Source organism: Cupriavidus sp. 96C5-1 (assembly GCF_057798855.1).
On the sequence record NZ_JBYOJU010000029.1, the window covers coordinates 20,772 to 40,200 of the forward strand.

The following is a 19,429-nucleotide window of genomic DNA, read 5'->3' on the forward strand; positions in this document are numbered from 1 at the left end:
ACCAGAGGCTCTTTTCGGCCCGAGCGGGGCTGACGACTTTGCGGATAGCGAGCGAACTCATTGCTCACCTCCCGCAACCAGTTCGTCAAAATCGTCGCGCAACATGTCAAACATGACGCGCAGGTTCGCTTTGCTGTGGTCGGTCAACAGCTCAAAAGCCTCCCGGCCATCGGCGAACATGAAGTTGGCCAGCGCACTCAATTGGGCCACCACGGCTGGCAGGCGAACGTTAGGGGCGTTCATTTCGCACCTCCGCTGGCGATTTCCTCGACCAGTGACGCCAAACTGGCGAGCAGGTATGCAGCGTCGGCAACAGTGCCGCTATCGGCCATATCTCGCTCCGATGATTCTGCAATCAGCAGGGCAACGGCAGCCATGCCGCTCGTGATGATCGGCAGGTTTGACTCCGCGAGGAACATGGCACTGTAACGGCCAGAAGCAGCATTGCTGCAGATAGAACGGACCTTATTAGCATCCGATATCTCGGCCAGCTTTGCTTGAGCGTTGTTGGTATTCGGCATCACGACCTCCTGCATCCGGGGGATGGAAGCCTGCCGTCCTTCGATAAGGGAGGGGTGGCGGGCCTGACGGCGGGGTTGGCGAACCGGCGCACAAGGTACCGGCCAGCCCGAAGGCTGCCCCGCCCGACCCGCCTTTGATGAAGGCGCGCGCGAGCGCATGCGGATGAAAAAAGCCGCTCGAAGCGGCTGTCCGCCTTGTGCAATTCAGGTCGCCAAACCCGGTCTTCGTTGTTTCCGAAGACAACTGCAGTATAGCGAAATGCCCACGGTTTACAAGGGTTTGCAAACAACAAGAGCTGCAGCCCGGAAATTGCGGCCATTTTTGAGAGAAGACTACGCATGATCGCCCTCCATGATCTCTCGCGTTGAAGCGACTTGATAGCTCGCTGGTGCGATGAGCCACGCGTGAATATCCGCATTGCGATATACCGTGCAGCGCGCCGACAGCACCACGGGCTGGGGCGCCCGACCGACGAGGCAGAGCTTTCGCCAGGTCTCGCGGGACACCCCAACGAATGGCGCAATCTGCCTCCAACGGGAATGGCCATCGCGCGGAAGGATTCCAATATGCTCGTGCATGTCATTCCCCCAACGCGGCCAGCGCATCCTGGCCATAGACGCGCACCACCCACCGACCCCGCCCGTCGCCATGGCCCAGGTATGTGGAAACGGCTGACGCTGCCTCCGCTACCGTCGCGCCAGTAGCCATCAACCGCTCAAGGTGTCCTGTGGCATATGCGTACCGCAGGCTATGCGGAGCGCTCCGGCCCTCCATGCCGATCTGCCGTACGACGTAATGGTAGCGGTTCATAGCCTGCCCAAGACTAGGCTTCTGGATCAGCACTCCGCGGCGCTCGTCGCACAATGCGGTAGCGCGACGGACAATCTCCAACGCACGCGCACGGTCCAATGGAGGGCACCGTCGTGACCGGCCGCCCTTGGTGCCTCGGACAATATCGACAAAGCCATCCGTCAGGGGATTCGCCAGCGCCCGCTCCCAGCCTTTCAGTGCCTCGGGAGACATGATGGCCTCCTGGGCACGACACCCTAGCTCAAGCTCCAACTCAAGCGCGATAGCCACGCCCACATCCAGTCTTTGAGCAGATGCAAGGAAGATTGCGAATGCCTCCTGTGACATTGGGGTCTTCGTTCCGTTGCGGCTCGCGCCGGCTGCGCCCAGAGTCGCGTTGCTCATCTTATCGGCGAAGGATCGGCGGCCGATGCCCTCCAACGCGGTGCGCGCGTGGGCTAGGTTGTTTGCGATCGTGCGCGCAGATAGGCCTCTGGCCCGCATGTCGTCGGCCCACGCGAACAAATGCTTCTCCCTCAGCTGGCCAGTCTGGTGCAACTGGTACCCGGCGCACCAGAGGAACCGCGCAAAGCGCGCGAGTGCTTGCTCTCGCCCTTTACCGGTGAGGTTTGCCTGTTTTCCACGCGCACGGCGCGCGCAACGGCACAGGTCAGCCGTTAGTGAATTCTGGGACATACACACTCCAACTAGCCAGGTTAGAAGCTCGAGCTCAGATGCCCTCCAAAAACTCACGAAGAAGACGACGTAACAGCGTCGCCGCGGAGGGCAACAAAAGGAGAGCACGAGCCTCAGTCTGGTGAGGTCAGGAGTGTTCCGAGGCGGCAAGCCGACTCAGCCTGCAGCATCCAGCCGCCCCTAATAGGGCAGCCGGCCGCCGCGGGAGATCACTTCTCTCCGATTGCTTTCGTGAGTTGGCTTGTCGATCGACTCGGGGCGCCAGTCCCGTAGCCGCGAACTGCTGGGCTCCGGGTCGGAGCGCTAATAACGAGAAGGGATGACGAATCGAGGCGAGATGCGAGCCGGCGCTATGGAACTGATAGCGAATGGCTGCCTATTGGAGATGTGATTGCGCTGGGAAACCGATTGGCGCGGACAACTAAAGGATTTCTGGCTGGGAGTAGATGACCCAATGCGAACTCGATAGCGGAGCTACCAAGCGCACGTCGCAGGCAAGACGTAGGCGTCTGCACAGCCCGGCCCTACAGCAGGGCGGGAATTTCTAGGAATGGCTGCCGAACTTCACAGCTATGTCGATGCCTCTAGAGAGGCGAGTAACTGACTCAAGATTATGAGCCGTTTGCCTGGATTGCAAGCGTCGCAATGGATCACCCCTCGACAGTGGGGATGCCATCGGCACGCACATAAACATGGGAAGGCGCATCACTTTGGGAAGTAGCCTGCAAACCGTTGGTTTGCGAGAGTGCTGGTGTGGCGTCACTCTGTACGTGACGAGCCTCGGCCTTTTTACACCTCCCCGAGAGCACCGCAACTCACGCCCCACGCGAGACCTCGATTGCGAAGTTGAAGCGAAGAGTGGAGGAGATCGATGAGTTCATCATCGATATGGCGCAAGGAAACAAAGACACGGTTCACCGGGCATAGCGAATCTGCCCCCCGGTGTATTTCGTCTCGCTCCGAACACCAACGCGGAGGATAATCAGAGCTTTCAGGGTACCGAGCGCGGTGCTGCATGCTGACACTCGTGACGGTCCGCCGAAGGCACAATGCAACGCTCGCACTACGAGCCTGCCGATATCCCATGATCGATAGCCCAACCTGGGCGCAATTCTGCGCCTCTATTCTGCCCCAATCCGTTCCCCGCATGACAGACAGCGTGTCGAGCGTGGGGGCTCCAACTCTGCCCTACTGGCTTGAGGTCGTGAAGGCGCTCGCCCCACTGTTCTCAGCAATCGCAACCCTTGCAATTGGCGGTGTGGCCGGCTACATCGCCTGGAAACAGTGGGAGACCAACCGGAATAAGCTGAAGCTAGATCTCTTCGAGCGTCGATTGGCCTTGTACGAAGCCGCCGGCAACCTCATTGGTCACGTAATAGCCCAGGCGAGACCTACGGAGGAAGCAATGTTCAAGTTCCTGGATGGCACGCAAAGCGCCGTTTGGCTCTTCGACGAGGAGTTTGCGCAGTATCTGGGCTCGCTGTATCACAAGGCATCCATCCTTGCTTCGCTTCTGGAGCCCAGCGACCTCTTATACGAGTCACAGGAGACGAAGGATCAGCAGCGTGGGGAAAGAATGCGGCTACGCAAATGGTTTCTTGCGCAAGGCGATGAATTGAGGAATCGTGCCAAACCTTTCTTGGCTATCGCCCATTGACGTCAACTGGCGGCAGGCTCTCCACTCCTCAGAGCGACGAAGAGAAGCGTCGGGGCCGGGCCAGAATCGTGGTCGTTGATCCAGGCCGAGAAGCCGCAGTACGCATCGGCGTGCAGAACGCTAATCAAAGCCACTCCTATCAGAAGAACGCATCAGTCCGGCAGGCAGCGACCGATCAGATGTTGTGCATTAGGCACTCGTTGGGTTTGACGGCATATTGTCGTCGCTTGCCAACGCTGGCGCAAGAAAGGTCCCCAGAAGTTGCTGACTCGCCTCACGAACCGCCCCCGATGTGCAGGCATCGAAAGAATTTGGGGGTATGCAACGGGGTATGAATCGCATCCATCACCCACATATCCCTTATTTCATGCCGGATTACGGATCTTTTTCGATTCCTCTCTTCGCACCATAATTGAATTAAGCCCTTGATTCTCAAGGGCTTTTTTCTTTTCCGACGCCACCTTTGGCGTAGCGGGCGCAGCATGCCCCCGTCCTGCCGCACCGCATAGTCCACCCCCCATCGGAGAAAAGCGGGCCTTGCCAATATCTGGCAGCGCGCAATGCCGACATGCCGGTACGCACGGCCCCAGCCTTCGATATCGTCCGTGACGCCAATGACAGCCCTGATTCCCGCGTCGCCATTCCTTGGTAACATCCGGCTCCGGACTAGCACACAAGCCAGGACGGGATTCGCTGTCCCGGACAGATTCTATGGAGATCTCGCGGTGAGATACATGAAGGTATTGGCAGCAATGGCCTGCCTGGTATCGGCAGCCTGCACCACGCCCATGCCCCATGCCGACCGGCAAATGTCCACGTATGACATGGACACCGAGTACACGGTCGAGTACGTGCCGGACGGCTTCACACTGATGGTCAACTATCGCTATCAGCAGTTCACCGTGCGATCAAGCTCGGCAGAAGCGGCATGCAAGGCAACCCTGGCCAACGTGGCCAACAGCCTGGCGGAGCGGCGGCAACGGCAGATCGATCCTGTCGACGGGCGGCTCGTCAAACTCACCATCAGCAGGAGCTGGTCCGGCAAGGTGGCAGCCTGCTCCGCCACCGCGCCAATCACCTGGAAGCGCTGACAGCGAGGGGACAGGCTGCCCCTGTTGCAGGCACGGTCCTACCCCCGCCAAAGCCCCGCTTCGCCGCGGCAGCCTGGCCCACGCCGTTCGTCACGGCCATCGCCACGGGCGGGTGCTCTCTGCCAAAGACCGACAGCCTGCCCGGCCCCTGGCGGGATCGCCTTCATGGCGCGTAATCCGATGCCGCGCAATTGGGCTGACGGCCGCATCAGTCAAAGGCATTAAGCCTCGCCCCGATTCCGCCGTCCGTGCCTGCAGTGGAAACGCCGCCAACCCACTCCATGCACCGCAGGTCGCACACACGCGATCGCGCCCCTTTCTCCCTCCATGTCGCACGCGGGCGGACGGCCGCCATGACAGGGGCGGCGCGTTCCACCATGCCGGTGTGTTACGTAACGCGTAACACCTTGCCGTCGGTCGACGACGGGTTCCAGGGCGCTACCCCTTCCCTGCCGCATGCGGGCCCGATTCCCTCCAAGCCTTATCTGGCGCGGGTTCCGGCCTGGCTGGGCGGCCTCCCGTGCGCACCCGTCCACGGCTGGCGACGCTGATGGAATCCATGGCATGGCGTTTGCCTTTACTCCTTGCCAGGGCAGGCGCGGGGCGGCAGCACCGCACGTGACCGCGCCGGCCATCGAGCGCGTTGCCCGCGCAATGCCGGCACCGCACACAACCACAGGCAACGATGACAAGGCTGGGGCTGGACCAGCAGCAACGGCGCGGCGCCAGGCCGTTGCCGGGCGGGAGCGCCCTTTCGTCGTGCCATGCGCATTGCCGGGAGCTCACCTGAACGGGTCGACAGGAAGAACGAGAAATCGAATGACATCAGTTTTCAGCAGCGACGAACTCGACGCGTACTTTTCGTCCTACGCAGGCATGGAAGGTGGCAACATCGGCGCAGCCGTGTGGATCTGCGACAAGGAACCTCATCTCCTCGCAACCGCGCCAGGCGCCCCGCTGACGCCGCTGCACGAGCCACCGGCATGGGACAGCGCGTTTCGCGAACGGCATCGCCACGATATGCAGCGCTGGCAAACGCATCAACGCCTGGCCCGCATCATGGCGGCAACGCGGGCCGCGGTGCTGCGCGAACCGGTGCCAGAACTGGATTGGCGCAGCTACTTCGACCGGCATCTCTATGGTCCGCGGGGCTGGGAATTCAAGCTCAACCTCTATCCCTTGCCCAAGCCCCAGCAGATGGATCTGTCGCAGATCGAAACCTTCCGGCGCAATCCTTATCTCAGCCCGAACTGGCGCTATGTGGAATTCTGCCGGCAAGGCGGCCGCTTCCGCTTTATCGCCGGGTTGCGCAGGCGAGTCCACCCCAAGGTCATTCTCTGCACAGGACAGGCGGAAGAGGACGAGTTCCTGATGGCATTCGGCTTCGAGGGCGTGCCTTGCTCGGAGCACCGCCTGCAACCCGCCGACCTGGTCAAGACGCTGCGCGTCTACTCGCACGAGGGCACTCACCTGGTCATCTGCCCGAAAGTCGGCGGCCCTACCGGCATCAATTCGGACACGCTGCTGGACGCGATGGGCGCCTACCTGTCCGTCTGGCTCGATGCAGCCGATTTTCCCGACGCGCACGCAATGCGCGGCGAGTTCGCGGGCGGCGGCACCGGGCTGGCCTGGCGTCCCATGGCTCCTGCGCTGACCGCGTCGACTGCCGGCGCTCCCTCGTGAGCCGGGCGCATGCCGCACGACGTCCGGACGGCATGTGCCCGATGCCATGCCATGGCCTTGCGGGGCCTTCCACGGACACCCTGCGACACCACCTGAATATCCCGCCAGGATCAGCCAAGCAAGACAACTGACACGGCTAGCCCGAGGCAAAACTGCCGCCCCCCTGGCCAACCTCCGGCTGCGGGCAAACCCTTCCCCCTCCCCGCACGTTTCCCACCCGCCAAACGGCTGGCCCGAGCGAAACGTTTACAACCTCCCGGCTACCCCCTCTTCCATCAGCCTACGACGTTCGATTGATTGAATCGACGACGCCAAGGCACCAGACTGGTATCACGACAAATACAACGGCAGGCAGCCGATTCCAGGCACCCGTCAGACATACGACGAACCGGCCGGCATGCGCCCGGCACGGGTTCGCACTTGCTTCGCAACCGGGGAACACCATGCAGACCGCTACCACATAGGGCTGCCGGCGCAACGCCGGAATCGCAGGATGGCTGCACCCGCGCGCTGACCGCGCCGGGCCCGGCCAATCTCAGCCAAAACAAGAATAGAGGAAGCGGCCATGGATGCTTATCCAATCCCTGGTGCGGCGAGATATTGCCATTTTTCGCGTGGAGTCTTCGTGGTGCTCGCCCTGTGCGCATCGCTGGGCTCGGCACCGGCACGCGCGGACGAAGGTGCGCCGCCAGATGTCCCGGCACCATTGCCGGAAGTTTCTCCGGCAGTCCCGGCACCCGAGACGCCAACCCCGGCAGCAGCGGCGGCACCCGCGCCCGCGCCCGCCTTTGCGCGGCAGGTCTGGCTGAACGCGGGATTCCTTTCATACCACTTCAATCACGCAGCGCACTACAATGCGCAAAACTGGGGATTTGGCGCTGATTTTCGCGTCAGCGAGGACTTCACCTTGTCCGCGGGCGAGTACCGCAACAGCATGCGCTACCACTCGACCTACGCCACCGTGAGCTGGCAGCCCCTGCACCTGGGGCCGATCCGGATCGGCGCTGCGGTGGGCGCGGTGCGGGGATATCCGGACGTCAACAATGGCGGCTGGTCGCCGATGGTCGCACCGGTGATCAGTGTCGAGTTCGGGCGCGTGGGAGCCAATCTGATCTACGTGCCGACGATGCGGGGGAAGGTCGACGGCTGCATATCGCTGCAGATCAAGATACGGGTCTGGTGAATCTACCGGTCTCGTAAATCCGCCGCACAAAAAAAGACGCTACATGCATGAAGCATGTAGCGCTATGAAAAGGAGCCAAGGGATTAGGCCCCATCGGGAATACCGCCCCCGGGGTGAGAGCGGTATGTAGTCACTTTAGCGCTTGAGACAGTCGCGATCAGCCAGACTAATCTGATTCTGCACTGAGAAATTTCTGCAAGCGGCTGCGGTAATTACGCACGCCACGCCGCCGTCAGCAGCGCCGGCGTGTCCCAGGGGCCGGAATGCGGCCGGCGATCCTGGCCTACGGCTTGAAGGTATCGCCCAGCACCACGCCTTCGCGCCGCGGATCGGCGCCGCCCACCAGGGCCGGTGCGCCGCCAACGGTGGTGCGGATGATGGCGCTCAGGCCGCTCGATTGCGCGCCCACGTTCACCGTATGCCCCAGCGCTCGCAAGCCCTTGACCAGCGGATCGTTGTCGCCGGCCAGGCCGCCGGCCGGCACGCGCGCGTCCACGTTGGGGTGCTCGCCGCCAACGATCATGCTGACGTTGTTGGAACCGAAGTCGATCATCGACACGGCCTGCTGCGCGTCCATCTTCCAGTCCAGCGCGCCGACCAGCGTCTTGGCCACGTACTGGATGATGGTAGCGCCGCCCGGCGAACCCGTGGTCATGTAGAAGTCGCCGCGCGAGCCGTCGGCATTGCGCTTGAACACCAGCGTGGGCGCCATGGAACTGCGCGGACGCTTGCCCGGCTGCAGCCGGTTGGCGATAGGCGTGCCGAGGCTGTCCTTGGGGGCGGCGTTGAAATCGGTCAGCTGGTTGTTGAGCAGGAAGCCGTTGGTGAAGTGATAGGAGCCGAGGCCCGACTCGATGGTAGTGGTCATCGAGACCACGTTGCCATATTTGTCGGTAAGCGACAGATGCGTGGTGCCGTGCTCGTCCAGGATCGACGGCGCGAGCGGAACAGCACCCAGATTGCCCGCGGGGGCCGGCAGCGGCATCGAGCCTACGGTCGTGATCAGGTCCGCGCGCTGCCGCAGGTACGGCTTGTTCAGCATGCTTTCCCAGCTGCCGCCGGGCAGGCCGATGAAGTCGGTGTCGGCCACGTATTTATTGCGGTCGGCATAGGCCAGGTTGCCGGCCTCGGCCACCAGGTGCGCCCCGAGCACGCTCGGGCGGCCGCCGTTCTTGTCCATGCTCGTCGGCGCGTAGCGCGACATCTCATAGTTTTCGAGAATGCCCATGATCTGCGCCACCGCGATGCCGCCCGAGGAAGGCGGCGGCATGCCGCAGATCTCGTATTGGCGATAGGTGGTGCAAACCGCGGCGCGCTTCTTGGCGGCGTAGTTCTCCAGGTCGGCCACGGTGGTCACGCCAGGCGTGGTGGTACCGCCGTAGGTCGTCTGGATCTTGTCGACGATGGCCTGCGCGATCGGGCCGTTCTTGTAGAAGGCGTCGGCGCCCTGGCTGGCAACCGCGCTGAACACATTGGCCAGGGCCGGATTCCTGATGATGGTATTGACCGCGCGCGGCGTGCCGTCGGCGTTGAGGAAATACGCCGCCATCTCGGCATCGCGCTTGATATTGGCGACCGTGCCGGCGCCGGCGATCGACGCGGCCATGCGCGGCGGAATCGGGAAACCGTCGGTCGCCAGCTTGATGGCCGGCGAGAACAAATCCTTCCAGGCCAGCTTGCCGTGCTCGCCATGGGCAAGCTCCAGCACGCGCAGCGTGCCGGGCGTGCCGATGGAGCGGCCGCTGCGGATGGCGGTGGGCACGGGCGCGGTCGTGTCGGTCGCCGATTTCCATTGCAGATAGTTTTCGTCGGCGCCGGCCGGCGCCATCTCGCGTCCGTCGTAGGCAGTGACCTGCCTGGTGGCCGCATCGTAGTACATAATGAAGGAGCCGCCGCCGATGCCCGAGGATTGCGGTTCGACCAGATTCAGCACCATCTGCGCCGCCACCGCGGCATCCACCGCCGTGCCGCCGTTCTTCAGCACGTCGCATGCGGCCTTGGTCGAGACCGGGTTATTGGTCACCGCCATATAGTTCTTGGCGTAGACCGTGGTTTTGGGCGCGTAGCCCGTCGCGATTTCCGGGGCACCGGGCTCGCCCGGCAACACCACCGCTTCGCCGCCGGTGGTGCCGTTCAGCTCGCAACCCGCCACCGCGGCCGGCGTGACGGGCGTTGCCGGCGTGGTGGCAACCGGATCGTCGCCGCCGCATGCGCCCAGCGTTAGCGCCAGCGTGGCCAGCGCGATGGCGCGCAGCCCGCCCGGCGTCAATCCCGGGGAAATCGAAAGCACGGATGGGGCAACCGCTTCGTGTGCAGCTTTTAGCATATTCTTCCTGTCTTATGTGGGGGCTCGAGAATGTTCGACGCTTCCCTCGTCGATCGCCGCAAGCGGCCGTTCCAGGGGCAGGCCGTTGTGGCGAACGATCAACATAGACCGGTCATTCGACGTTCTGAATTGCTATATGTCTGTATTTACAGACAGGTGAACGCCAGTCATACTTCCGAGTGATGAAAGGTGCCCCAGGTGCAGCGCCAGCAGCTGCGCTGCCCTGGGCGCCTCGCCGGAATCCACCCGCTGATCGTGCATTGCAGGCTCGTCCCCGCATCGCAGACGGCGGAGGGCCGCGAGCGTCGCGGCGGCGCGCTCGCCGCGGTGCGCCTCGGGAAAGCAGGAGAAGAGCCCTCAGGCAGCCAGCACCTCGGCCTCCAGCATGCTGCCGATGGCCGCCTCCAGCGTGACCAGGGCTGCCGTCTTGGGCAGGCAGCAGCAGATGCCGTAACCCATCTCCGGCGCCGGCATGTGCAGCCACATATTGTCCGACAGCAGCAGCACCCGTTGCGCCGGCAGCATGCCGCGCAGCTTGCGCAGCAAGCGCCAGCCGCTGGTGACGTCGTGCGGCATGCCGAAGACCAGCAGCCCGGCCTCGCGGATGATGGACGAATGCACCGAGAGCTCATCGGGATCCACGCCGTCCACTCGCGCCACGCCCGGCATGCTCTCCAGCATGCGGGTCAGGCCGAGGCGCAGCAGTGCGGATTCGTCGACCACCACGGCGCGCAGCGCCGCCGCAGGGCGCGCTGCCGGCGCGAAGCCGGCCGCCGGCCGCTCCGACGAGAGACCCCGCGGTATCAAGCTTTCGACCCCTGCCCGGCTGCTGAATGCCACGTCCATGATTCCTCCTTCGTTTTGAGAACGGCGTCATCGAGGGCGCCTGCCGGGACATAGCGCAAGGCACGTGCCAGCCACGCGCGGCGCGTGCGCGGCATGCGATACGGGCCGCGCAGCCTTGCCGGGCAAGGGTTTGCTGGAATCGGGGAACGCGCTGCGCGGACCGGCCCGCGCAAAGGCGTGTTACGCGTCACGTAACGTGTTCCGCAGCGAGTTCCGCAACTTGCGCCCGGCGGCATGCCGCGAGGCAGCAGATTCGACTGCCGGTGGCGACGGAGGACGGAAGACTGCGGGCGGGAATCCGGCGGACCGGACGGTGCGGCAGCACGCCCGCAAGCGCGGCTCAGACCAGGGCGATGCGATCCTCGATCACGCGGATCTGGCCGCCCGGTTTGTCTTCCATGATCTTCATCGACTTCTGCCCTATCTGCACGCTGACCCCGCCGTGGATACGCCGGCTCACCTCGATTACCGCCTCCGGGGACGGGTGCAGTTGCTCGGCGAGTTTGGCCAGGCGAGCGTCGAGCTCGATCGCGTCGCGAGTCAGCTTGAACAGCGTGGCGCGCGCCTTCTCGCGCAGGTCGCCGACGGCTTTCTCGGGATTCTTGGCGAAGAAGCTGACCAGTTGCTGCACCTTGCCTTGCTCGGTTTCCAGCTGGCGCCGCCGGGCCTCGACCTCGGCCTTCTCGGCCTCCGCATAGGGATTGGTGCCGACCTGCACGATGGTGGCGGTGCCGGCGGACGCGCCAAGGGTGGCGGTACGCACAGCCAGCCGGGCCCGGCAGCGCCCGCCGGTGATATTGCCCTGGCCGGTCTTTGGACTGCCGGCGACGATGCTGTGCCCCGCCGCCACCTCGCTCTGGCGGATACCGCTTTCCACCGCGATGTCGGTACCGGCCTCCACCACCGCGCTCTCGATAAAGCGCGCGTGCAGCGAGCCCTTGCAACGTACCCGCGCCAGCGCCGCGGCAGAATCGCCGCCCTGGTGCGAGCCCTCGGCCTTGCCGATGATGCCGCCCTTGACCACCACGTTGCCGCCCGCCTCCACATGGGCGGCCTCGACGGTGCCGCTGACGATGACGTCGCCGGACACGCGTACGGTCATCCCGGTCTTGATATCGCCGCTCACCCGCAGGGTGCCGTCAAAGCTGACGTTGCCGGAGTGCATGTCCACCGCTTCCACATCGACCACCGGGTTCACCGATACCCCCTGCGCCGAGAGCACAGGCGAGCCGGAGATCGCCGCCAGCAGGACTTCCGGGTCGGCCGGATCGGGAGCCACGCCGGTCAGGCCGTCGGCAAAGGGCGGATCCGCGGCAGGCACCGCGGCCACGGCCTTGCCGAAGACATCGATGCCGTCGAGGCCCTGGCGCGCGGGAATGCGCCGCATCAGCGGCGTACCGGGATTGACCAGCAGCAGGTTGCCGAGATCGCGCAGGTCGATGCGGCCACTCTCGTCCTCGGGCGCGAGCGGCTTGCGCGGCGCCAGCAGGCTGTCGAAGCGCGCTGGCGTGCCGGACTGCGGCGCGCGGCCCGCTGCAATTTCCAGCCCGTCGCAAAGACCGGCCTCGACCGCGCCGCGCAGGGCCTCCCGATCCGGCTCCGCCACCACACCGCGCTCCGCCAGCGCCGTGCGGATATCGTCCCGCGTCACCGCGCGCCCGCCCTGGGGCGGCAGCAGGTTCAGCCGCACGCTGAGGCCGTCGCTGCTCACGGACAGCTCGAAATACCCGTCTGTCAGCTCACCGATCAGCGCCTCGACCGGCGGCACGCCCTCGGCGGCACGCTGGCACTGGGAGAGAAACGCACTGATCGCCGTGCTGTCCAGCTTCGCCTCGGCCCAGCCGCAGCCGGCCAGTACGTCCTCCAGCCCGGCCCGATCTGGCGGCAGCCGGCCCGCCGTGGCAGCGAACAGCGCACGCAACTGCCGGGTGCCTTCCTCCAGCCTCACCTGCAAGCCCCCTGTCGCTTGCGCCGTGTTTGCCGCCGCTGCTGCCTCTGCTGTGTCTTGTCCCCGGTTTTCCATTCGGTTCACCCTTTGATGGATCGTGTCCTGGCGCATGGCCCCCGTCCGCCGCGCCGCTCGCGGCCCCGGCCTGGCGCACCGTCTCGCCGCCGTGCCGCAATGCGTCGGCACCGGGCCAGGAAGCACGGCGCTATGGCTGTCGATGGCTCATCGGTGTATGCCGGACTGGCGCGGGCGCCTGGCGCTCGGGGCCGGATGGGCAAGCCTGGGCCGGGGTATTTGTCGCGCGCCGCTGGTTTATGTCATTTTTGGCGCACACAACACCAACGGCCGCCGCTGCGCAAACTTGAGCGGGGCGATTGCGATCCGCCGGCCACGGCACCACCCCAACCCAACCCCGGGGCGAAAAATGTACACTTCTGCCCATCGACGGAATGCCGCGCCGCAACACCGCCGCCACACCACCGCTATACAAGAGGATCACAGATGATTGTGCGAGACCGCCCATCGGGACTCAGGCTGTTCCTGGTCCTGCGAGGCTCGATCCTGTCCCGTATCTGGCGCGTGCTGCTGGTGAACGTGCTGCTGGCCATCGCCGTCACCATGACCCACGGCGCGTTCTTCCAGCACAAGGTCACGCTCACGGCGATTCCTTTCACGCTGATCGGGCTGCCGCTGGCGATCTTTCTGGGTTTTCGCAACACCGCCGCCTACGACCGTTTCTGGGAAGGCCGCAAATTGTGGGGCGAACTGGTGCTGCGCAGCCAGAACCTCGCGCGCCAGTGCCTCGGCCTGATCGCCGCTGCCGCCCCGCAGCATCCCGGCACGCCCGACGACACCCGCGCACGCATGATCCGGCGCGCCATTGCCTATGCCTACGCGCTGCGCAACCGCCTGCGCGGCGACAGCGCCGATGCCGGCCTGGACGCCGGCTGGCTGCAGCCGGACGAGCACCTGGCCCTGCGGCACAGCGCCGATGCGCCGGCCTTGCTGATGATGCGCATGGGCGAGGATCTCGGCGAGTGCGTGCGCCTGCAACGCGTGGACCCGTGCCTGGCCGCGGCCATCGACGGTACGCTATCGGCCATGGTAGCCACGGCGGTGGCCTGCGACCGCATCCGCAATACGCCCATCCCCTTCTCCTACACGCTGCTGCTGCACCGTACCGCCTACCTGTACTGCTTCCTGCTGCCGTTCGGGCTGGTGGATACCATCGGCTTCATGACCCCCTTCGTGGTGGGCATCGTGGCCTATACCTTCTTCGGCCTCGATGCGCTGGGCGACGAACTGGAGGAGCCGTTCGGCACCTCGCCCAACGACCTGCCGCTCGATGCGCTGTGCCGCACCATCGAGATCGGGCTGAAGGAAGCGCTTGGCGAAACCGACCTGCCGGCGCCCCTGGCGCCGGTGGATTACTGCCTGCGCTGAGGTGCCGCGGGCGCCGCCGCCGGCATGCGCCCGCTGCGCCACTCACCCGGCGCGTCCCGACTTTCGGTAAACTGCCGCTGTACCGGCGCAGCGTCGTCCGGCTTTGGCGCACGCCTCACCGCTTTCCCCCAGGTTCGAACATCCCAGATGGCCCAGAAGTCACCGGCGTCGAAGACGCCCGCCGCACCGGCATCCAGCCCCCACGAAATCCGCCCCGGCCAGTCGATCGAGCTGCTCAAGGCGCTGCATATCCTCACGCGCGACGGCAAGATGAACCAGGACAGCCGCCGCAAGCTCAAGCAGGTCTACCACCTGTTCCAGTTCATCGAGCCGCTGCTGCAGGATCTCAAGCAGGATCATGCCGACGTGACGCTGGTCGACCATGGCGCCGGCAAGTCCTACCTGGGCTTCATCCTGTATGACCTGTTCTTCAAGGAACAACTCGACCAGTCGCATATCTACGGCATCGAGACGCGCGAGGAACTGGTGCGCAGCTCGCAGGAACTGGCCAGCCGGCTGGGCTTCAAGGGCATGTCGTTCCTGAACCTGTCGGTGGCGGAATCGATCGCTTCCGGGCAACTGCCGCCCACCGTCGACATCGTTACCGCGCTGCACGCCTGCAATACGGCCACGGACGACGCCATCCGCTTCGCACTGGAAAAGCGCGCCAAATACATCGTGGTGGTGCCTTGCTGCCAGGCCGAAGTGGCCGGCGTGCTGCGCAAGAACAAGGGGAAGCTGCTGGCGGGCAATCCGCTGACGGAGATCTGGCGCCACCCGCTGCATACGCGCGAGTTCGGCAGCCAGGTCACCAATGTGCTGCGCTGCCTGCAGCTTGAGGCGCACGGCTACCAGGTCAGCGTGACCGAACTGGTGGGCTGGGAGCACTCGATGAAGAACGAGCTGATCATTGCGCAGTACAAGGACCTGCCGCGCCGGCGCCCGGCCGAGCGCCTGAACGAAGTGCTGCAAACGCTGGGGCTGGAGGAAATGCGCGGGCGCTTTTATGCGCAGGAGCCGGCCGCCGAAGCGGCGGATGCCGCTGCCGGCTGAGGTCGCCCCCCTCCCCTCGCCGCCGGCGCTGCCAGCGTCCCGTGCACGCGCCGTCCTCACGGCGCGTTTTTTATTCCCCGCCAGCCTCGCCCATCAGCTTGCGCCAGCCGTCGTGGCCAAGCCGGCGCATGGTTTCCTGGTTGCGCTCGTAGATATCCGCCGCATCGGGAAAGGCCTCGACGGCGCGGGCGATGCTGTCTTCACGCAGCAGGTGCAGGATAGGGTAAGGCGCGCGGTTGGTGTAGTTCTCGATATCCTCCGGCTCGCTGCCGCCGAACTGGTAGTCCGGATGGAAACTGGCGATCTGCAGGATGCCGTCGAGGCGCATGCTCTTGAGCAGACGCTCGGCGAAATAGAGGAAATCGTTGTAGTCGAGAAAATCCGCCAGCGCGTGCGGCACGATCAGCAGGGTCGTATCGATCTCGGCCGGATCGGCCTGCGCAAGCGTGCGCAATTCGGTTTCCAGGCCAGCCAGCAGGCCCTCGGTGCCGGTGGCATCGCTCACCACGTAGCGGATCTGCCGCTTCACGTGCACGGCCTTGGCAAAGGGACACAGGTTCAGGCCGATCACCGCGCGCACCAGCCATTGCTGGGTGGCATCTACGACGGACTGGCTGGATGGCGAAGCGGTAGGCATGGCAATGAAGGACGGCGCTAAACCATCATTTTAGCGCCCGCCGCGTGCGCGCCCGCGGCGGGCCAATGCCACTCAGCGGCGTGGCCCGTAGATCTGCCGCGCCAGCGCCTCGGCCTGGCGCATCGCCCCGTCGCGCTCGGCTGCCCCCAGCTTGCCGCAGACGTACTCCAGGTTGGCGTTATCCAGGTCGGTGACATGGCGGTCGCCGGACAGCACGATGACCTTGCGCCACATGCAGGCCTTGGCGCGGTCGCGCTCCAGCCCCAGGCAGCCGGATTGCAGGCAATAGGACAGGTTGCGCTGGGCCAGGAAATCGCCGCGCATCGCCTTTTCCTGCAGCCCTTGCGCGGTTTCCTGCGCATGCACTGCCTGCCCTCCCGTGAGCAGACCCAACAGCACCGGCACGAGAACTCGCGCTGCGGAGAAACGCAATGACAGGAATGGCGGCAGGGGCATGGGAGACGGCTGGAAAGCGATGGCGCGCGGGAAGAAAGCGATGAAAACGGGGATATTAACAGTTGCCGCTTCGCCACCGCCCCGCCCTATATAATCCGATCCGCCGCCCGGCGCCTGCCCTGCCACGATCGACAGATCCCCCGGATTCAAGCCATGCCTGCTCCCACCGCCCCCACCTCCACCGCCAGCATTGCCGTCATCGGCGGCGGCCCCGCCGGCTTGATGGCGGCCGAGGTGCTGGCGGCGCGCGGCGTGCGCGTGGATCTGTACGACGCGATGCCATCGGTCGGCCGCAAATTCCTGATGGCCGGGCGCGGCGGCATGAACCTGACCCATTCGGAAGCGATGCCGCCCTTCCTGGCGCGCTATGGCAGCCGCAGCACGCAGATCGCGCCCTTGCTGGCGGGCTTCGATCCGCAGGCACTGCGCGACTGGGTGCACGGGCTGGGCATCGACACCTTCGTCGGCAGCTCGGGCCGCGTCTTCCCCACCGACATGAAGGCCGCGCCGATGCTGCGCGCATGGCTGCACCGCCTGCGCGAAGCCGGCGTGCAGTTCCATATGCGGCATCGCTGGCTGGGTTGGGAGGACGCGCAGGGAAGTGCTTCAGGCAAGCTACGCTTCGCCACGCCCGACGGCGAGCGGCTGGTGCAGGCCGGCGCGGTGGTGCTGGCGCTGGGCGGCGGCAGCTGGGCGCGGCTCGGTTCGACGGGCGCCTGGGTGCCGCTGCTGGCCGCGCGCGGTGTGGGCGTAGCCCCCTTGCGCCCCGCCAACTGCGGTTTCGACGTGGCCTGGAGCGAGCACTTCAGCACGCGCTTCGCCGGCCAGCCGTTGAAGGCGGTCGCCATCGGCCTGCGCGATCGCGATGGTGGCGAGCACTACCGCCCGGGCGAGTTCGTCATCACCGCGGGCGGCATCGAGGGCAGCCTGGTCTATGCGCTGAGCGCGCCCATGCGCGACCTGCTGGAAACCACCGGCGAGGCCGTGATCCAGCTCGACCTGGCACCCGGCCTCACAGCGGAGCGCGTGGCCGAGGCGGTGCAGCGCCCGCGCGGCGCGCGCTCGCTGTCGAGCCATCTGCAAAGCAAGCTGGGTATCACCGGCGTGAAGGCCGGGCTGCTGCGCGAATGCCTGTCCAAGGAAGAATTCGCCGACCCGGCGCGGTTGGCCGCGGCGCTGAAGGCGCTGCCCGTGCGCCTGCTGCGCGCCCGCCCGCTCGATGAAGTGATCAGCAGCGCGGGCGGGGTCGAGTTCGAGGCCCTGGATGCGCAGCTGATGCTGCGCGCGATACCGGGCGTATTCTGCGCCGGGGAAATGCTGGACTGGGAAGCGCCCACCGGCGGCTACCTGCTGACCGCCTGCTTTGCCAGCGGGCGCGCGGCCGGGCTGGGCGCCGCGGCCTACCTGGGCGCCGGGCCCGCCGAGAACGGTTGATAACGGCCGATCACGGCGGGCCCGGCGCTCAGGCCGGCTTGCCGTTGACGATGCTCAAGGCAACCGCCTCGGCCACTTCGATGCCGTCGATGGCCGCGGAGTAGATCCCGCCCGCATAGCCGGCACCTTCGCCGGCCGGGTACAGGCCTTCCACATTCATGCTCTGGTAGTTGTCCTTGCGGCGGATGCGCAGCGGCGACGACGTGCGCGTTTCCACGCCGGTCAGCACCGCATCGTGCATGGCAAAGCCGGCGATCTTCTTGTCGAGTTCCGGCAGCGCTTCGCGGATGGCCTCGATCACGTAGTCGGGCAAGGCGGTGGAGAGATCGGTCGGCGTGACGCCCGGCTTGTAGGACGGCTCGACCGAGCCCAGCGCGGTGGAGGGCCGCCGTGCGATGAAATCGCCCACCAGTTGCGCCGGTGCGTTGTAGTTGCGCCCGCCAAGCTCGAACGCGCGCTCTTCCCAATGCCGCTGGAAGGCGATGCCGGCCAGCGGGCCGCCGGGATAATCCTCGGGCGTGATGCCCACCACGATGCCGGCATTGGCATTGCGCTCGGCGCGCACGTACTGGCTCATGCCGTTGGTCACTACCCGGCCCGGCTCCGAGGCCGCGGCCACCACCGTGCCTCCAGGGCACATGCAGAAGCTGTAAACCGCGCGGCCGTTGCTGGCGTGGTGCACCACCTTGTAGTCAGCGGCGCCCAGCAGCTTGTTGCCGGCGAACTTGCCGAAACGGCTGCGGTTGATCATGCCCTGCGGATGCTCGATGCGGAAACCCAGCGAGAAAGGCTTGGCCTCCATGAACACGCCGCGCGCATGCAGCATCTCGAAGGTATCGCGCGCGCTGTGGCCCACCGCCAGGACGACGTGATCCGCTTCCAGGTATTCGCCGTTGGACAGCTTGAGGCCGCGCACCTTGCCGCGCTCGATGTCGATATCCTCGACGCGGGTCTCGAAGCGGATCTCGCCGCCGAGCGCGAAAATCTCGGCGCGCATCTTCTCCACCATGCTCACCAGGCGGAAGGTACCGATGTGCGGGCGGGCAAGGTAGAGGATGTCTTCCGGCGCGCCGGCCTTGACGAATTCGTCGAGCACCTTGCGGCCGTAGTGCTTCGGGTCCTTGATCTGGCTGTAGAGCTTGCCGTCGGAAAAGGTGCCGGCCCCGCCTTCGCCGAACTGTACGTTGGACTCCGGATTCAGCACGCTCTTGCGCCACAGGCCGAAGGTATCCTTGGTACGCTCGCGCACTTCCTTGCCGCGCTCCAGGATGATGGGCCTGAATCCCATCTGCGCCAGGATCAGGCCGGCCAGCAGCCCGCAGGGGCCCATGCCGATCACCACCGGGCGCAGCGTCGTGCCCGGCGCGGGCGCCTGCGCGACGAAGCGGTAGGCCATGTCCGGCGTCACGCTCCAGTTCGGCTTGCCGGCCATGCGCTTGATTGCCGCGGCTTCGTCCTTCACCTCGATGTCGATGATGTAGGTGAGCTTGATATCGGAGCGCTTGCGGGCATCGTGCGCGCGGCGGAATACGGTGAACCCGGTCAGGCCATCGGCCTTGACACCGAGTTCGGCCAGGCGCGCGAGCACCACGGCCTCGAGATCGCTCTCGGCGTGGTCGAGCGGGAGTTTGACTTCACTTAGACGTAGCATGGGAACCTGGAATT

16 protein-coding genes are annotated in these 19,429 nt (G+C 65.4%); 7 read left to right on the forward strand and 9 right to left on the reverse strand.

Features of this window, described 5'->3' with window-relative positions:
- Positions 1-57: 57 nt before the first annotated feature.
- The 3 genes from AC3FOF_RS27200 to AC3FOF_RS27210 all read right to left on the reverse strand — a co-directional run bounded on the left by AC3FOF_RS27200 (position 58) and on the right by AC3FOF_RS27210 (position 2,007).
- A complete protein-coding gene (locus tag AC3FOF_RS27200; RefSeq protein ID WP_416047927.1) occupies positions 58-243 on the reverse strand; it encodes a hypothetical protein in 186 nt (61 codons plus the stop codon).
- Positions 240-521 (reverse strand): hypothetical protein, encoded by a 282-nt coding sequence (locus AC3FOF_RS27205; RefSeq protein WP_488728377.1) that lies wholly within the window; start codon positions 519-521, stop codon positions 240-242. Before AC3FOF_RS27205 ends, AC3FOF_RS27200 begins: the two co-directional genes overlap by 4 nt.
- A gap of 580 nt (positions 522-1,101) precedes the next feature.
- Positions 1,102-2,007: an integrase domain-containing protein gene (locus tag AC3FOF_RS27210; protein WP_488728378.1), complete on the reverse strand. Its 906-nt coding sequence runs from the start codon at positions 2,005-2,007 to the stop codon at positions 1,102-1,104.
- A 1,084-nt stretch (positions 2,008-3,091) separates the two neighbouring features.
- Between AC3FOF_RS27210 and AC3FOF_RS27215 the strand changes: the two genes are divergently transcribed.
- The 4 genes from AC3FOF_RS27215 to AC3FOF_RS27230 all read left to right on the forward strand — a co-directional run bounded on the left by AC3FOF_RS27215 (position 3,092) and on the right by AC3FOF_RS27230 (position 7,621).
- On the forward strand, positions 3,092-3,664 hold the full coding sequence (locus AC3FOF_RS27215) for a hypothetical protein (protein ID WP_488728379.1): 573 nt from the start codon (positions 3,092-3,094) through the stop codon (positions 3,662-3,664).
- Between the two features lie 734 nt (positions 3,665-4,398).
- Positions 4,399-4,755, forward strand: coding sequence for a hypothetical protein (locus AC3FOF_RS27220; protein WP_017229493.1), 357 nt, complete (start codon positions 4,399-4,401; stop codon positions 4,753-4,755).
- An 819-nt stretch (positions 4,756-5,574) separates the two neighbouring features.
- Complete coding sequence (locus AC3FOF_RS27225) at positions 5,575-6,438, forward strand: transcriptional regulator (RefSeq protein ID WP_488728380.1); 864 nt, start codon at positions 5,575-5,577, stop codon at positions 6,436-6,438.
- 565 nt (positions 6,439-7,003) lie between these two features.
- On the forward strand, positions 7,004-7,621 hold the full coding sequence (locus tag AC3FOF_RS27230) for a hypothetical protein (protein WP_276267973.1): 618 nt from the start codon (positions 7,004-7,006) through the stop codon (positions 7,619-7,621).
- 283 nt (positions 7,622-7,904) lie between these two features.
- Here AC3FOF_RS27230 and AC3FOF_RS27235 read toward each other — a convergent pair whose 3' ends face one another.
- The 3 genes from AC3FOF_RS27235 to AC3FOF_RS27245 form a co-directional block, all read right to left on the reverse strand.
- A complete protein-coding gene (locus AC3FOF_RS27235; RefSeq protein ID WP_488728381.1) occupies positions 7,905-9,947 on the reverse strand; it encodes a gamma-glutamyltransferase family protein in 2,043 nt (680 codons plus the stop codon).
- Positions 9,948-10,304: 357 nt separating this feature from the next.
- The gene (locus AC3FOF_RS27240) at positions 10,305-10,793 is read right to left on the reverse strand and encodes a response regulator (protein WP_276267975.1); all 489 of its coding nucleotides are present in this window, start codon (positions 10,791-10,793) and stop codon (positions 10,305-10,307) included.
- 340 nt (positions 10,794-11,133) lie between these two features.
- A complete protein-coding gene (locus AC3FOF_RS27245) occupies positions 11,134-12,816 on the reverse strand; it encodes a flagellar assembly protein A (RefSeq protein ID WP_488728382.1) in 1,683 nt (560 codons plus the stop codon).
- Positions 12,817-13,242: 426 nt separating this feature from the next.
- Between AC3FOF_RS27245 and AC3FOF_RS27250 the strand changes: the two genes are divergently transcribed.
- Positions 13,243-14,184, forward strand: coding sequence for a bestrophin family protein (locus tag AC3FOF_RS27250; protein WP_276267977.1), 942 nt, complete (start codon positions 13,243-13,245; stop codon positions 14,182-14,184).
- Between the two features lie 147 nt (positions 14,185-14,331).
- A complete protein-coding gene (locus tag AC3FOF_RS27255; RefSeq protein ID WP_488728383.1) occupies positions 14,332-15,237 on the forward strand; it encodes a class I SAM-dependent methyltransferase in 906 nt (301 codons plus the stop codon).
- 70 nt (positions 15,238-15,307) lie between these two features.
- Here AC3FOF_RS27255 and AC3FOF_RS27260 read toward each other — a convergent pair whose 3' ends face one another.
- Complete coding sequence (locus AC3FOF_RS27260) at positions 15,308-15,874, reverse strand: DUF1415 domain-containing protein (RefSeq protein ID WP_488728384.1); 567 nt, start codon at positions 15,872-15,874, stop codon at positions 15,308-15,310.
- Between the two features lie 72 nt (positions 15,875-15,946).
- The gene (locus AC3FOF_RS27265; RefSeq protein ID WP_017227713.1) at positions 15,947-16,330 is read right to left on the reverse strand and encodes a hypothetical protein; all 384 of its coding nucleotides are present in this window, start codon (positions 16,328-16,330) and stop codon (positions 15,947-15,949) included.
- A 153-nt stretch (positions 16,331-16,483) separates the two neighbouring features.
- Between AC3FOF_RS27265 and AC3FOF_RS27270 the strand changes: the two genes are divergently transcribed.
- A complete protein-coding gene (locus tag AC3FOF_RS27270; RefSeq protein ID WP_488728385.1) occupies positions 16,484-17,764 on the forward strand; it encodes a TIGR03862 family flavoprotein in 1,281 nt (426 codons plus the stop codon).
- A 28-nt stretch (positions 17,765-17,792) separates the two neighbouring features.
- Here the strand turns inward: AC3FOF_RS27270 and AC3FOF_RS27275 are convergent, their stop codons facing one another.
- Complete coding sequence (locus tag AC3FOF_RS27275) at positions 17,793-19,415, reverse strand: NAD(P)/FAD-dependent oxidoreductase (RefSeq protein ID WP_276267535.1); 1,623 nt, start codon at positions 19,413-19,415, stop codon at positions 17,793-17,795.
- Positions 19,416-19,429: the final 14 nt, after the last annotated feature.